Origin of the sequence: Mycobacterium sp. AZCC_0083, assembly GCF_014202335.1 — a bacterium.
Classification (GTDB): domain Bacteria; phylum Actinomycetota; class Actinomycetes; order Mycobacteriales; family Mycobacteriaceae; genus Mycobacterium.
The window spans coordinates 179,179-194,282 of sequence record NZ_JACHGP010000015.1; the positions used below are offsets into that span (position 1 = coordinate 179,179).

Below are 15,104 nucleotides of genomic sequence, written 5' to 3' on the forward strand. Positions count from 1 at the left end.
TTCGTCGGAGACCCCGCTCACGACCACCTGAGGAACGTGGCACCTACCAGTTTCTTCGCGTCGGACTCGGACAGATTCACCACGGTCGGTTGACTATTGCCATCTGTCCCAACGGTATAGACGGCCGGGAAATTGTGCTTGACCCGATCGGGGTCATCGTAGAAGAACGCAACCTTCGTTCCATCCGAATTGGCCACCGGATCATGCACCGTTGCAGTGTTGGTCGTGGGCAATAGCGTCACCTGATTGCTCGCGGGGGTGATTGGGCATCCGCCCTTTTCACGTCCGGCGAGCGCGATCTTGGCTATCTGGGTACCTGGGGCGATGGTCATCACCAGGGTATTGGCATCCAACCAGTTGCCCGCCATGTTTTGGCAGCCGAACAGCACGCTCCCATCTGAGTTCAGCGCGGCGCCGTGAGCGGCGGCGCCGGGCGGCGTCAGCGTGAGCTTTTGCGCATTGCCCGTCGAGCCCGCCAACACCTCGTACGCCTCGGTGTACATGGCGCCCTGTGAATTCTGGCTGTAGTAGTAGTTTCCGGCTCCATCGAATCCAATCGCTGAGTATGACGGTGGGCTACCCCCGAACGGACCCTCGGCCGCCGCGGTGGTCACTGAGGTGAATTGCCCGCTGGAATCTATCCATCCCGCCGCTGATTCCCCATCGACCGTTTCGGCGACGGCAAGTTTGGTGAGGTCCGGTGAAGCGGCCAGCGCCTGGAACGATGAGCTCTGCACTGATCCAGTAGTCGGGATGGTGAACGTAACGGCCTCGGAGTACTGCCCTGAGTTGGGATCGATGAAACTGTAGATTCGTTTGTTACCAATCGAACTCACCGCCAGGATGCCCGACGTAACCTTGACCGGCGACGGTGTTGCACTGGCCGAAGCCTTGGGCGTAGACGTCTGCGCCGTCACGGAGGTGCCCGGCGCGTCCTGATGTGACGTCGGCTGCGGCCCTGAGGGGCTGGTCGACGGCCCCGACGATGAGCATCCGCCGGCCAACACGATCACCGGCACTGAAACAAGGCAGACCGTGTATCGCCAATGTGCTTTCGAGCCCCACATTGCGCACCCCCGTCGACCGGCAAAGCGGACGGGTCATGGTAACTCGCATCATTTGTGTCTGGCGCGAAAGAGCACAGATTGCCCAATTATTCACCACATTACGACCGGCTACTACTACCCTCACGCCCGGTTCACGCGAAAATCCTTCGGCGCCAACAATTCGTTTTGCCAGTCTCCAGGTCGGCCAGCGAGGTTGTATTAACGCGGAACGCCTTCACCACAACAATTCAAGGGGGAGAACAGTGATCAAGCGTGAATTTCTGGTCGCCGCAGCGGGGGCGACGGTGGTCGCGACCGTCCTGTGCGGCTGTTCGGCCGACAAATCCAACACGAGCTCGTCCTCGAGCTCATCGACCACCGCCGCCTCAACGAGCGGATCATCGACCACCGCTGCCTCAGCGAGCGGATCCCAATCGGCGAGCCCAGACGCAGGCGCCAGCACATGGACGGTCACCGTCAATGGCGAGGAGAAGTCCGTGCAGGGCACGGTCAATTGTCGCCAAAGAGGCAACGGTGCCGTGGAAATCATCACCAGTGGGTCGGCTCCCGGCAGCGGAATAGATACCGATGTGACAGACGGGGATCCGCTATTCGTCGGCGGTATCAGCTTGGGTGACAGTTTCAACGGAGGCCTCACTTACCGCGAAGGTAGCGACGTGGGCGAAGTCACCGGTTCGAAGGACGGCAACACCTACACGATCAGCGGAACCGGCGTGGGCAGCGGTCACAAAACCTTCCAGGTAGAGGTGACCTGTCCGTAGCTGACTGTTCACGATCTGGGTTTCAGCCCGCTGGCACTTTCAGGACGCGGCCGTCGAATCCATCATTGACGTAAAGGTTGCCGGATGTGTCCACGGCCACCGCATGGGGCCGACTGAGACCGGTGATGGACAACTCGGTCTGAGTGCTGGACCCCGCCGCTAGTTTAAGCACTCGTTTGTTGCCAGTGTCGGTGACGTACACGTTGCCGGTGCCGTCGACCGCGACACCGCTCGGGTTGACGAGCCCGGTGAACGGCAGAGCAGCCGGCCTTCCGGAGCCCGCCTGCAACTTCAGCACCGCGTTGTTGCCGGTGTCCGCGACATAGACGTTGCCCGCGCTGTCTACCGCCACCCCGTCGGCGTTGGAGAGACCGGTGAACGGAAGTATGGTCCCTTTGCTCGACCCCGCCGCCACCGACACCACTCGACCCTGACAGCTGCCGTCGGTCAGGTACAAAGTCCCGGCACCGTCCACCGCCACACCGATGGCACTGATCGGCACCTCTTGATTGCCGCATTCGAGCCCATCGAGCGAGAGCTTCTCCGCGGCGCTCGAGACCGTCGGCAGTTTCCAGACCGCCCTCTGGATGTAATCGGTGACATAGACATCGCCGTAGGTCCCCAGTGCCACACCCCTTGCTGATCCGACACCAGTGAAAGGCAGCTCGATCGGTGTGCTGCCCCCAGCCGCTAGCTCCATCACCCGAGAGCTGTCGGAGACATAAACGTTGCCGGAGTCATCCAACGCCAATCCTTCGTGCCCTTGTACGGGCAACACGGTCTGCCCCGACGACGCCGGCGCGGGTTTCGAGGATGGCGCCGCAGGCGGTGCGGATTGTCCGGTTTGAGCTTCGGGTTGGGTGGATGACGCCGATGGCAGCAATTGCGCCGCTTGGGTTTTGGGTTCCGACGAGTGCGGCCAAACGAGATAGCCCGTTATGGCACCGCCCACCAGGACGACAGTGAGCACCGCGCCAAGCGCCAGTTTCGTCCGCGGGGTTTTGTGCTCGGGCGGAACGGACGGAACGCTTGGTGTCGCGGGGCGACGAGATGCTTGCTTGGCAGGCTGTGGTGATGAGTCCACGGGTCGAGCTGAGGGCGCGGAGATGGGGACGCGGCCCGATGGCATGGCGTTTTCCTTCAACCAGGTCAACTGTCGATACACGTCGGCGTAGAGGTTGTCACGACCGCTGAGAAGCTCCAAGACGTCGAGCCCGCCTTGTCGTTCCTGCGGATCGACCGAATGAAGTGCAGGCTCCACCTGATCTAAGACCCGACGCTGCTGCTCGACATCGAGCGGATGCTGTCCGGACACCAGTTCGACCAGATCGGTGAGATAGGACAGCGGGGCGGCAGGCGGGGCCGGCAGCGGCGCCGGCAGCGATGGCGCCGACGGCAGCGCCGACAGCGCGCCGGCCAGCCTCAACGCCGCGTGCTCCGCACGCGCGGCGTCGGAATAGTCGATGATCTGGCGCAGGGAGAGGCGCCGCGGAATGGCCCTCGGCAGTGGTTCCACCGCGACGGGAAGCACAGGCTTGTCCAGCGCCTCGGCCCAATCGAATTCGCGTTGGCACGCCGCCGAATTCAGCGCGTCGATGGAGATGATCGGGACGAACACGTCGCAGTCGGTGATTTGGCGCAGAATCTCGTCCCACCAGTGCTGGCCGCCACGCAACGAAGAATCGATCCATACCTGCCAGCCCAGCACGCCGAGATGCTCGACCAACTCGTCAACGTGCGCTCTGTTCACGCGGGCGTAGGAGATGAACGCTTTGCGCACGCTTACTCCGATCCTCTTTCACGTCAGAGGCTCGCGCACGGCTACGCGGGTGACTGATCTTCGTGAATCAATTCATAATTGCCGACACCGTGCCCAACAAGTCGAGACATTACGCGGCAACATGCGAAGAAGATCCACAATGGAGGACGAGGGTCGATCAACCGGTCAACCCCCTTTTCAACAAGCGCCGAGCCGAAGAGCGATTGTGCCTCCGGCGGGGAAAGTCACGCCCTCCCGCCGCCGTGGGAGGGGCCTTCCGCTGCAGCCACCATCCGCTATAACTGCGCCCAAGTTCCTGCGCCTGGCTTCTTACACAGCGCGCCCCGCGATCTCGCCTTCGTAGATCGCCTCATAGACGGTTCGTGGTGCCAGGCAGTCACTGATTTGGCTGACTGAAAATTCCGCACGAAGGGACTCGAGCATCGCGTCGTTGACGTCCCGCATCATCACGTTGAGCGGGCCCAAGGAAATCGTTGAGTTGACGGGTTCGACTAAGAACCCCTGAGTGCTGGGTCAGTGGAGTTGCCGGGAATCGAACACGGCGGCGGAAGGCGATTTGAGCTGCGAAAACGCGGAAGTTGACGACGGGTTCCCTTTCTTCGCGATCGGCGACTCCAAGCGACGAGGGGCCTGATCGCCCATATCTCCCGATTCGGCGAGGCTTCTCGCCCGTGAAAGTTTGCCGAACCGAGGGACTGGGATGGAGTTCAGGAACATGATGACTGTTCAACATCGTTCTCGACGGGGGCGCGGTGGGTGCGGCGTTTGCGCACCTTCACGAGGGAGGGGCACCATGGCCCCGAGTGCACCCCAGCGGCCGATAACCGCGGTGGTCCTCGCACTGATGATCCTGGGGTTGCTGACATCGTGCGGTGCAGGCGAGAAGTCGTCAACGCCCGTCGCGTCCGCCCCGTCGTCGAGCTCGCGCCCGGCCCTTGGCGCGCAACCTCAGGCCGCACCACCCTCTACGACGCGGCAGACCAATGCGAGCGGTGCGGAACGGCTCGGGTGTGGCACGTATTGCCAGAGCGCGGGCCAATACGGCGCCCCCGGGGAAGCGGGTGTCGAGGCCGTCACGATCCTGTCCAGCGGCACGATCCCCCTGGACGCTGACGGCTACGTGCCGCTGACACTGAAGTGCAATCTGCCGGTGCCGTGCACCGGCGCTATCCTTGCGTGCGCTGATTCACCCGAGGCGTCGTCATTTGCTCTGGGTTGTGGCCGATCGGAGGAAGTGGTCGACGCGGGCGCCACCCGGACGCTCGGTGTTCCGTTGACGACCCCGGCACTCGGCACCGTGCACACCCGCGGCTCAGCCACGGTCAACTTCCTCGTCGACAATTCGGGAGTGCCGCGTTGCGAGAACATTCCGCAGCTCGCTGCCCAATGCGCCGCCACCTTCCCCACAGATCCGAATTACCTGACGCCCGACGGCATCATCCGTCCAGCCAGGGCCGATGTCGTCGTGACGCCGCCCACCTCCGGGTGGGGGTCACAATCCCCGGCCGACGAAGCCGCCAGTCACCAACAGCTACGACAGCTCGCGGCGGGCGACCGCCCGTTTGTATCCGCCCAGCTCGCCGATCGCTGGATGCCTCAGCTGAGCTCGAAGCAACCCGGCACGATCGACAACGGCTTCACCTGGGATGACACTCTCACGTTGTACGAGCATCAGCGGCTGCGGGACCGATACGGCGCCAAGCTGGTCTGGTCGGGTGACTGGGCGTCGTTCGATGTGAAGGACGCTTGGGTCACCATCGCGCCGACCACGTTCACCAACGCCGACGGTGCGCTCGGGTGGTGCTACCAGAATGGCTTCCCGATGAATTACTGCGCGGCCAAACTGGTCAGCGCCACACATCCCCCCGCCGGGGCTTTCGCCCACCAATGACCAACCACCTCAACAGGTTCAAGCCGGCACGCCGCGATGTGCTCGCCGCGGTCGTCGCCGTCCTGGTCGCGACCCTCGCGTTGACGCTCTACGCCACGGGGGCGCTGAACGACCTCGAGCGCCAGAGCGTCGACGAGCGGTTCTCGTGGCGGGGTGCGCAGTCGCCCGGCGGCGACATCGTGATCGTTGGGATCGACCAGTCGACACTGGAGAAGCTGGGCACCCGGCCGCCGCTGCCCCGCGCCGCGTATGCGCAAGTGCTCGAACGCATCCGGGCCGGGTCACCGCGCGTCGTCGCCATCGACACGCAATTCATCGGGCGCTCCGACCCAGCCAACGACGCCGCAGTGCTCGACGCGATCGCTCGCGACGGGCCGGTGCTGTTGGCCACACACGACGGTCCGCAAGGATTGATCAGGGTGCCTGCCGACGTCGTTGACGCGCCCGGCGCGGTGCTGGGCAGCGCCGCCATCGAGAAGGATCCCGACAGCGTGCTGCGCAGGATCATTCACGCGCCCGTGGACACCGCGACGCTCGCCGTGCGCGCGGCGGAACTGTTCCGCGGCCAGCCAGTGGATCCTGCCGACTTCCCCGGCAACCACGCGTGGGTCGACTTCCGCGGGCCACCCGGCACCTTCCCGCACTACTCGTTCCAGGACGTGCTCGCAGGCCGGGTGCCATCGGACGCGTTCACCGGGAAGGCAGTACTCATCGGGATGACCGATCCCGTAAACGATGTGTTCGTGACGTCGATCTCGTCGATTCCAATGCCCGGGGTCGAAGTCCACGCCAACGCATTGTGGACCATCCTCGCCGGCATTCCGCTCAGGCCCGCGGGCATCGCGATCGACATCGCGCTCATCGTGGCGCTGATCGTACTTCCCGCGGCGTTCGGCGCGCGCCGGTCGGGACTGTGGATATTTGTGGCGTCGGTCGGCTTGTTGGTGGTGTTCCTCGGCGGCTCACAGTTCGTGTTCGACGAAGGTCGGATCGTCACCGTCGTATACCCGATCATTGGTCTCGCCTTGACCGCGGCGGCCATGATCGGTGTGGACGCCTATATGGTGCGGCGGGAGCGGGCGCGCCTCGAACGTGATGTGGGCGTGCTGGCGGCGCCGCTCAAACCGCCCACCTTCTTCATCAGCTACCGGCGCAAGCACAACACCTGGCAAGCACGCGACATTCAGATGGAACTCATACGGCGCTACGGAGACGCCTCGGTGTTCATGGACACCGCGTCAATCGACTATGGCGAAGCGTTTCCGGACCGGATCATCGGCGCGATCAGAGTGTGCGGCGTGATGTTGGTGTTGATCGGACCTGATTGGCTCGACCTCGTCGACGGCCGTCGGCGCATCGACGATCCCAACGACTGGGTGCGTCGCGAGATTGAAGCCGGCCTGCAACGCCATGATGCGGTCGTCGTCCCCGTGCTGCTTCACGGCGCCGTGGCCCCGACCGAAGCCGAACTGCCCCAACCTCTCAAGGGTTTGGCGACGCGACATGCAATCGCTATAACCGGCGAAGATCTGTCCTCCGAGATGGACACCCTGGTGCGTTCCCTCGACCGCGGGCGCAGACGAACTGCAATGCGGGCAAGCGGCTCGCCCGTGGCCGACCAAGCGTCAAGGCCATGAACAATCCCGGCATCGGCCACCCCCAACGTGCTCAAGCTAGTGAGCAAAACAAGGGCCCAGGCTCGGGATTGATCCCCGCCTGGCCCCCTCTCAGTGGAGCTAAGGGGAGAACTATCGAACCCGCTGACCGTCGACCGCATCCGCCGCCTGTGCCCAAACGTCGCGGACTTCGACGATATGTAAGCCATACCCCGATCTGCAACGCATCGTCAGCAAGGCTGACATGTCACAGCATTCAACTCGTTTCCGTGGCGAGCACTCGTCGACAAATGCAACTGCGGCGGCCTCACGGTCGTGGGGAGGGCATGCGCCTAACGCAGAGCCTTTGCCGATCACATGCTCTCAGTACCGCGTAGACAGCACCCCCAGCGTGCTGAGCCCCAACGAAGCTCCGGCTAGTACCTGCAGGACGCCTGCGGCGCGCAGCCACTTACCACGTGTCTTCGAACCATCGCGGAGCAGACCAATCTGGTCGATCATCACAACGGCGGATTGGTAGCGTGCGTCGACTTCATCGTCTTGCCAGTGCTCTTCGCCGATCAGATCACTCAGTGTCTCCACGCTGGTCAGTTCCATCGATCGGCGTGCCCGACTCGCTTCGAGGGCACAAGCGGCGGCCCCGAGCAGAGCCAGACCGCGGCAGCCATCGCAACCTTGATGCAACCCGTCACAACAGCGTCCTTACCGATCACGACCGCAAAGATCGCAGGCACCAACGTCACCAGACCCGTCGTGGCAGTTACGGCCGAACGATGCGCGCAACCAACGAGTTCCGTCGGTCGCACTCTCGTTTGAACTCCCATCAAGGGACGCAGCGTTACCGGGTTCCCTGCTTGGGATCGCTAATCAGCGGCTCTCGCCGCCGAGGTGTTCCGGCCGTCCTTGCACATCGCCGGGATGTCGGTTGTTGAACGCGTCGTCATGCTTGATGGTAATCGGCGCGGGTGGCGGCTTCGTGCCCGCATCGCCGCGGTCGCCGCTATCACCATCGCCGCCGGAATTGGACATGCTGGCATGTCCGACCACGCCCCCGATGGTGGTCAAGTACTTCCCATACCGTCATCCGACTGGACCACACGGCCTATCCGCTCATCGATTTACGGTTGCCAATCAGCTGGATACCCTAACCTAGATCTGTTGCGGGCCTTTCTCTCTCATCAAGGGATGCCGCGACGGTTGACAGATGGTGAATGAGCTGCTGACGCTTGCTACTGCCGAGGTCGAGCACCCGGTTTGCCAAAAACGATTGGAGGCCAGCTGTTTCGAGGAATTTTTCGGGATCCACGGCAACCTCCCCTGCAAGCTTTTCGACGGCTTCAGCAATCTTTGATGCTGCGTCACCTTCGTTGCGGTCTACCGTATCGGAGACAAAGTGTTGGATCCATAGGGTGCCACCGTCGACCGAATAGATGAGGTGGATAGCGGCCGCTCCCGCAGGGCCGCCCCGTAGACTGAATGTTGTAGGGAGAGGACCGAAGTCAGAGAAACCAGGTCGGCCGTCACCGATGAAATCGAGGTGCGAGTTCGAGAACCATTCCGCGGCACCGTAGTCGGCATTCCGCGTCTGCCCGTTGAATGACGCCGCGACCTCGACACACTTCGCAGGGGGTAACTCTCGCAGGTAAGTGCGTGGATTCGCCGAAGTGTGGACGAACACGATTGCATCGCGGTCAGCTAACTGCACCGCCAGATCCGGGCGGCGATGTGTGGTTGCCGCAGAACGATGGCTACGCGGCGGTCAGGAAATCGGTGCAGGAACGCAGGAAGGTTGGCGGCATCAGCTTCGGATATCACCTGGTGCGCGGGATAGACGAGGCTGGCGTCGGCGACGAAATCACCGACACCCTGCCGCCACTCATCGGGGACTCCGTTGAGGAACTCGCCCTGGCTTGGATTCACTACCAGGTAGAGCGCCGAATGGGCATCCCGCAACCGGCGCAGGCACGAAGCGATGTCCCGCGGGTTCGTCATCACGGGTTCGATCACGGGTGTGATGCTCCACCCGGCAAGGTCGGTTGCGACGTCACGTAGAGCAAGCAGCTCCATTTGCCGGCCGTAGAAGTATGGGAAGTACACGAAAGGCCTTCCTGCCCACTGCTATCCCTGATCTACCCCTAGATCAATTCAGGAAGGACGCGGTCGGCGCGATGAGTTTGGCATGCGCGCGCCTTGCTTCACTAGCGTTTAGGGGAACCTCGTAGGCCATCGCTCGCAGGGACCTCGGCATAACACCCGCCGGATCAGCCGCACGAATACCGCGCACGCGCAACTGGTCAACCACCTCGACGTGGGCGAACTCCACACCAAGCCCCAAGAACAGGTCTTGCGTTCTCTGCCACAACCGCGCCGGTGGGACGTCGATTTCGTATCCGCGCGTGCGGCGCAGAATGTTCAGAACTTCTTGCCGGTGCAAAAGACCGAACATGCCGGTTTGCGTTAGACGCCCGATGCCCGGTGCCGGGGCTCGCATTTCAGACAGGCTCCCCCGTTTATTCAATGCGCTGACCCCAACGTGATCGGGGACGACCGCCAAGACACGCGACGCGAGACGCGGCGAGGTCACCACAACGACGCGTTCGAAGCATTGCTCGTAGCAGCGAATCTGCGTTGGGAGCCGGGAGAAATCGTCCAGGTCGGTCTTGATCTCGTACGCCGTCGACGTGCCGTTGACAATCACGACATCCGCGATCGATGACCCGGCCCGCAGCTCCAGGAGTGCCGACGCGGTCCGAGGGTTGTGTCGACCGAAGACGATGCGATCAACCAGCGAGTTCTTGAAGACGTACTCGTTGCGGTACTGCTTCGCCATGATCCGCAGCGCATTGTCGAGTGCATCTCCAAGGCTCATTTCTGCTGCCCCGGGGACCGCTTCCTCGACGCGGCGGGCAACTTCACGCGCGCGTTCGGGTCGCGCCGACGCCAGAGCCCGAAAGGTCGCGCGGGAGAACAGCCCGGAGATGGCGGTCAGGTCGGTAGCGGGCATCCGGAGATTCTTGCAGACGCCCGTCGTCCAGTTGATGTCGTTGGACGAAGAGACTCTGACCTGCTGCTTCATCGCGATCCCATCGAGACAATCGTGTCATCGTCGGCGTACACCTTGAGCGCGCAGATGGATGGGTCGTCCCAACTACGCGCGTGACCTCCGGCGACCCGGCCCGGCCCGGCCCGGCCCGGCCCCGGACAATCTAGCGGCGAGTGCAACCGACTCTGCGCCCGAGTACTGCCGGGTGTCGCTGCGTCGATGCCATCACCCAGACGGGACGACCAAAGATGTTGTCTTCAATCGGATTCCGGCGGCTGACGCGATACTTCGAATGTGGCGGCGAGCGCAGTTGTCAACGCCTGATACTCGGCAGAGTCGGCGGCGACATTGGTTCCTAGGCCCAAGTGTCCCAACTCTCTTAGCGCCACGCGGGTGAACAACCTACGCGGCATCAGCAACGCGGCCATACCTCTGTTCGCCTGAACCTCGCGCCAATCGGATCGCCGTCGCGTCGACGCCACATCAGCAGGATCAGGGGAAATGTCGCGGTGCAGACACTGGAGGTTCTCGCCCTGGTCAGATGGCAGATGCCCGGCACCAGCGGTCCGCGCGAACTCGGGTTCATAGAGGTACCGGTGCAGATAGACGTGGGACGCTTCGTGAGCGAGGGTTGCGCGCCACCCTGCCGCCCACGCTGCCAGGCCGGCAGCTGCCGTGAACAAGCTGTTTAGCGGGCCGACTCGGCGTGTGAGAGCTGGGTACGGCTGAATCTCGGGCGAGATCGGAACTGCTCACGCAGGCTCACTCGGACCCATGAATTCACGTACATCACTTCTAGCTCATTAGTCACAGAAACCCCAAAAGATAACATGTTTCATATCTGTCACTTTGATGATGTCCTATAACAATGAGATCAATAGCCACAGCGGTTGGACCGAACGACCGCCGCATCTTCTTAAGCGCCGAAAAGCCATGACTACGGCGGGAATCCAGCTACCAGAATAGCGTCGACCAGCTTGAACGCAGCTTCCCGGCTGATCCCCAGCAGCCTCTCCGGCCCCATCAGCAGCATAAGAATTAAATAGACTCATAGAGCATAATTAGACTCATTAACATCTATGTTTAACTTCCGCCTCATCTGTAAACTCACCATCACGATTTGAGCTTGAGGATCGCCGTTCACGCCAGCTCCATTCGTTGATGTGCGGCGACCTCACGGAGGGATCGATATGAGTGTGCGGAAGGCGGTCGCCGTGGCCGTCATCGCTGGTGTGATCGCGGTTGCGCAAATGGCCCTGGCAATCCCCTCTGCCGGCGCTGAACCGAACTGGGACGCAATGGCTCAATGCGAGTCAGGGGGGAACTGGTCCGCGAACACCGGTAACGGCTTCTACGGCGGACTTCAGTTCACCCCGGCCACATGGGCTGCCAACGGAGGAGTCGGATCACCCGTCACTGCCGGCCGCGACGAGCAGATCCGTGTCGCACGTAACGTTTTGAACACCCAAGGACTCGGAGCTTGGCCAGTCTGCGGTGGGCCAGTCGGCTGGGCGGCAGGGACATGCCGCGCCATGGTCGCCTGGATTCCCATCGGGAATCTGCCGCATCTGTGCACTGTGGTGCTCAATCCGTTCGCCTGAGGCACGATCCGCGAGCCAATCCAGCAGTCAGCAGGGCGAGGCGCCGACGATGTGTCCCGCACTTCATGTAGGTAGTCGGCGACCGGCGCGTAACCATCCGTAGCTGGCCTCGGAAGGTGATGATGCCGATGGCGTACTCGCCAGCCGCCTGCATGTGTACGATCGGCGCCCAGATGGCCCATGGCGCAACGGTTCCGGTATCGGTGAGTTCCTTTCGGCCCAGATTGGGGGTCAACACGTCCCATGTGAAGGGCTTGCCGAAGACGTGTTCGGCGGTCGCCGTCGTCGCATCACCGACACGACCAATGACGGAAACAGCCGCCGTGGTCGTCGTCCATCAGGACGGTCAACACGTCCACACGAATGTCGACGCCGATGGATAATCGAACGCAATGACCCAGCCCCCTTGCCCGCAGCGTCTCTCCTGCGATTGCTCTCACCCCTCGGAGTGTCTGTTCATGCCGCAGGCCGAGGAGCGTCCAAGCTTCGCAGTGGTGTGGGTGGTGGGCGCCGCGGTGTTGGCGGTGGTGCTGTTGTTGGTCGTGGCGTTTTTGGCGGCGAGATGATGACGGGCACGAGCGGCGACACTCATACCGACCGTGGCGCGCCGATCACCGACAGGAGCTGAAGCTTCTCCTAGCATTCACTGCCCGGCACCGCAGTACTGGATCGCGACACGCACGCTGGACGTCCGGCCGGGTCTGAAACTGCTTCGTGACTGGCTCACGACGGCGCTCGGCCACCAAGCCCTTAATCATGAACGGGCAACGCGGTTTTCATCTGGTGAACGCATAATCAAGCTGAGAGTCGAGCGCCTTGCATCAACCGGACGTCCCCGATTGCCCGTCACCCGCGCCGCCCGTGCCACCGCTGCAAACCGTGCCTCCCGGGGACGCCGCCGTTGACGATGGGTACACCGCCGGCAGATGCCGTTATCCGTTGGCGCCGGGTTGTCCGTCGCCGGCGCCGCCCGTACCGCCGTCGCCACCGGGGCCGGCGACGTTGCGGGTGGGATCGCCGGTTGGAGAACCGCCGTTGCCGCCGTTGCCGCCGGTACCCGTCTCGCTGTCGCCGCCCTTCCCGCCTGTGCCTGCGTACGTGGTGCTCGTTCCCCCGCTCCGGTTGGAATTGCCGCCCGCACCACCAACTCCGCCGGCACCCGTCACGCTGTTGCCACCAGATCCACCATTGCCCGCCTGATTATGCGCCCCGCTGCCGTTGATGACGGAGATTGCGCCGCCGTCCCCACCCGTGCCGCCGGATCCGGTTGTGCTGTTGCCGCCGTTGCCGCCGTTGCCGGACACGCCGTTTCCCCCCTGCAGGTAGGTGGAGACTCCGCCGTTGGCTCCGTTACCACCGTTCCCGTCGATACCGCGGACGCCGGCATTTCCTGCAGTGGCACCGGTGCCGGCGGTGCCGCCTTCGCCGCCGTTGCCTGCATCGCCGCCGTTGCCGCCCTTGCCGCCGGAGAAGGAGCTGCTGCTACCGGTGGCTCCGTTGCCGCCGTTGCCGCCCTTGCCCCCGGTGGCACCGTCGCCGCCATCACCCTCAACGCCAGCAGCTCCATCGGCGCCCGCTTGTCCGCCGGTACCGCCGGTCCCTACAGCTCCGCCCGTACCGGCCCGTCCAGCGCCTCCGCCATTACCGCCGCTACCGCCGGCCTGACCGTCGACTCCGTTGACTCCGTTCGCTCCGGCGGTGGTGGCGTTCGCACCGTTGCCACGGTCGGCGCCGTTGGCTCCGTTGCCGCCGTCACCCCCGTCACCTCCGTCGGCGCCGTCACCGCCACTGCCGTTAGTGCCTGCCACGCCGTCGGCTCCGGCCTGTCGACCGTCACCGCCCTTGCCTGCTTGCCCGGCGTTGCCGCCGTCACCGCCGATACCGCCCGACTGACCGTCGATTCCGTTGACTCCGCTGGCCCCCGCGATGGTGGCGTTCGCTCCGTTGCCGCGGTCGGCACCATCGGCTCCGTTGCCGCCGCGTCCGCCGGCACCACCGTTGCCGCCAATACCGCCGTCGCCCTGGAGACCGGTTGATCCGGCCGCTCCGACTTGTCCGCCGCTGCCGCCGGTCCCAGCGGCGCCGCCCTTTCCGGCCTGCCCGCCACTGCCCCCGGCGCCACCGTCACCACCGGCCTTGCCGTCAATACCGTTGTCCCCTTTGGCTCCGGCGATGGTGGCATTGGCTCCCTTGCCGCCGTCGGTGCCGTCGGCGCCGTCACTACCGCGGCCACCCGAGCCGCCGTCGCCTCCTGCACCGCCGTCACCGTTGATGCCTGCGGCGCCCGCTCCCCCGAATAACTTGGCACCACCGGCCCCGGCGTTGCCGCCCGCGCCTCCGTTGCCTGCGCCGCTGCCGGCCGTTCCAGCCTCACCATCCCCGGATATGCTCGCCACCAACGTATCTGGACCTGTCGCGCCGGCGCCGCCAGCACCGCCGACACCGCCAGAACCGCCCTGCCCGCCCGGTCCAATGAGCAATCCGCCTGCGCCGCCGCGTCCTCCGGCGCCTCCCGCGCCGCCGTCGCTACCGACCTGGCCCGCTGCCGCGTCGGCCCCTGTGACGCCGGCTGCACCGTTGCCGCCGGCTCCTCCACTTCCAAAGAGTCCTGCACTCCCGCCGTTCCCACCCGCAGTACCGGCGAGCGTGGCATTGGCGCCGTTTCCTCCATTGCCGATCAGCAGGCCCCCTCGGCCTCCGTTGCAGGATGCGCCGACGCAGCCAATCGATGGGCTGTAGCCAGTGCCGATGAACAGTCCGGCGTCGGGATGCTCGGCGGTGCCGTTGCTGATGAACACCGCGATCAACGCCGCCAGCGGATCCGTTCCCGCGGCCAGCGACAGCGGACCGATACCCGTGGTCAGCAGCGCAGACGTCAGCCGAGGTGGTGTCGGCGCTACGCCGCCGCCACTCATCACGCACAACGGGTCCGTGCAGGCCGGGTCGACTAGCGGAGACGACACATTCACTAACTGCACCGACCGCGACACCATCGGCGGATCCATCGGCGGCAACGCCATGGTCGAGGGGGCGTCGGTGACCGCGAACCAGAACGCAGCACCACCTAGAGCGAGCCCAGCAGCGGTCAGCGAGCGAATAACGATCATAAGTGCGAGATCCCGTCACGACCAGCATAGGCGCTGGTTATCGCAGCGTATGCGCACTTATGCTCTTGTCTTAGCAAATCAGAAATAATTATCGTTTGCGTCAACTCTGATCACTGAGCCCCTACTGCGATGGAGCCATGAGAGTTGCTCTCACCTCGGACAAATCCCGCACCAGACGCTAAACCCCAAAAGGGGGCGTGCAAACGGTCGACGATGGCCTTCACGATGACACCGACCG

At 63.9% G+C, this 15,104-nt stretch carries 12 protein-coding genes; 4 read left to right on the forward strand and 8 right to left on the reverse strand.

Going from position 1 to position 15,104, the window contains the following annotated elements:
- Nucleotides 1-17: 17 nt before the first annotated feature.
- A complete protein-coding gene (locus HNP02_RS31705) occupies nucleotides 18-917 on the reverse strand; it encodes a hypothetical protein (protein ID WP_221318263.1) in 900 nt (299 codons plus the stop codon).
- A 185-nt stretch (nucleotides 918-1,102) separates the two neighbouring features.
- Between HNP02_RS31705 and HNP02_RS31710 the strand changes: the two genes are divergently transcribed.
- Nucleotides 1,103-1,828, forward strand: a complete 726-nt coding sequence (locus HNP02_RS31710) for a lipoprotein LpqH (RefSeq protein WP_221318264.1) — start codon at nucleotides 1,103-1,105, stop codon at nucleotides 1,826-1,828.
- A gap of 22 nt (nucleotides 1,829-1,850) precedes the next feature.
- Here HNP02_RS31710 and HNP02_RS43855 read toward each other — a convergent pair whose 3' ends face one another.
- Nucleotides 1,851-3,608 carry a TIR domain-containing protein gene (locus HNP02_RS43855; protein ID WP_184444618.1) on the reverse strand — a complete coding sequence of 586 codons (1,758 nt, stop codon included), beginning with the start codon at nucleotides 3,606-3,608 and terminating at the stop codon, nucleotides 1,851-1,853.
- A gap of 793 nt (nucleotides 3,609-4,401) precedes the next feature.
- Here HNP02_RS43855 and HNP02_RS31720 point away from each other — a divergent pair.
- The gene (locus HNP02_RS31720) at nucleotides 4,402-5,499 is read left to right on the forward strand and encodes a hypothetical protein (protein ID WP_184444619.1); all 1,098 of its coding nucleotides are present in this window, start codon (nucleotides 4,402-4,404) and stop codon (nucleotides 5,497-5,499) included.
- Nucleotides 5,496-7,136, forward strand: coding sequence for a CHASE2 domain-containing protein (locus HNP02_RS31725; RefSeq protein WP_184444620.1), 1,641 nt, complete (start codon nucleotides 5,496-5,498; stop codon nucleotides 7,134-7,136). Before HNP02_RS31720 ends, HNP02_RS31725 begins: the two co-directional genes overlap by 4 nt.
- Nucleotides 7,137-7,478: 342 nt before the next feature.
- Here the strand turns inward: HNP02_RS31725 and HNP02_RS31730 are convergent, their stop codons facing one another.
- From HNP02_RS31730 to HNP02_RS31750, 5 genes are all read right to left on the reverse strand, one after another.
- Entirely contained in the window at nucleotides 7,479-7,697 is a 219-nt protein-coding gene (locus tag HNP02_RS31730) for a hypothetical protein (RefSeq protein ID WP_184444621.1), read from the reverse strand.
- A gap of 285 nt (nucleotides 7,698-7,982) precedes the next feature.
- Nucleotides 7,983-8,180, reverse strand: coding sequence for a hypothetical protein (locus HNP02_RS31735; RefSeq protein WP_184444622.1), 198 nt, complete (start codon nucleotides 8,178-8,180; stop codon nucleotides 7,983-7,985).
- 79 nt (nucleotides 8,181-8,259) lie between these two features.
- The gene (locus HNP02_RS31740) at nucleotides 8,260-8,820 is read right to left on the reverse strand and encodes a sce7725 family protein (RefSeq protein WP_184444623.1); all 561 of its coding nucleotides are present in this window, start codon (nucleotides 8,818-8,820) and stop codon (nucleotides 8,260-8,262) included.
- Nucleotides 8,811-9,212, reverse strand: coding sequence for a sce7725 family protein (locus HNP02_RS31745; protein ID WP_184444624.1), 402 nt, complete (start codon nucleotides 9,210-9,212; stop codon nucleotides 8,811-8,813). The genes HNP02_RS31740 and HNP02_RS31745 overlap by 10 nt, the downstream gene beginning before the upstream one ends.
- A gap of 43 nt (nucleotides 9,213-9,255) precedes the next feature.
- On the reverse strand, nucleotides 9,256-10,191 hold the full coding sequence (locus HNP02_RS31750; protein ID WP_184444625.1) for a sce7726 family protein: 936 nt from the start codon (nucleotides 10,189-10,191) through the stop codon (nucleotides 9,256-9,258).
- Nucleotides 10,192-11,348: 1,157 nt separating this feature from the next.
- On the opposite strand from HNP02_RS31750, the gene HNP02_RS31760 reads away from it, so the two are divergent.
- Nucleotides 11,349-11,759 (forward strand): transglycosylase family protein, encoded by a 411-nt coding sequence (locus tag HNP02_RS31760; RefSeq protein ID WP_184444627.1) that lies wholly within the window; start codon nucleotides 11,349-11,351, stop codon nucleotides 11,757-11,759.
- Nucleotides 11,760-12,691: 932 nt separating this feature from the next.
- Here the strand turns inward: HNP02_RS31760 and HNP02_RS43580 are convergent.
- Nucleotides 12,692-14,866, reverse strand: a complete 2,175-nt coding sequence (locus tag HNP02_RS43580; protein ID WP_184444628.1) for a PGRS repeat-containing protein — start codon at nucleotides 14,864-14,866, stop codon at nucleotides 12,692-12,694.
- Nucleotides 14,867-15,104: the final 238 nt, after the last annotated feature.

What these genes read in the sequence shown, in the direction of transcription:
- HNP02_RS31710 (WP_221318264.1), top strand. Translation starts at nt 1,103, where the DNA reads ATGGTAACTCGCATCATTTGTGTCTGGCGCGAAAGAGCACAGATTGCC.
- HNP02_RS31720 (WP_184444619.1), top strand. Translation starts at nt 4,402, where the DNA reads ATGGCCCCGAGTGCACCCCAGCGGCCGATAACCGCGGTGGTCCTCGCA.
- HNP02_RS31725 (WP_184444620.1), top strand. Translation starts at nt 5,496, where the DNA reads ATGACCAACCACCTCAACAGGTTCAAGCCGGCACGCCGCGATGTGCTC.
- HNP02_RS31750 (WP_184444625.1), bottom strand. Translation starts at nt 10,191, where the DNA reads ATGAAGCAGCAGGTCAGAGTCTCTTCGTCCAACGACATCAACTGGACG.
- HNP02_RS31760 (WP_184444627.1), top strand. Translation starts at nt 11,349, where the DNA reads ATGAGTGTGCGGAAGGCGGTCGCCGTGGCCGTCATCGCTGGTGTGATC.
- HNP02_RS43580 (WP_184444628.1), bottom strand. Translation starts at nt 14,866, where the DNA reads ATGATCGTTATTCGCTCGCTGACCGCTGCTGGGCTCGCTCTAGGTGGT.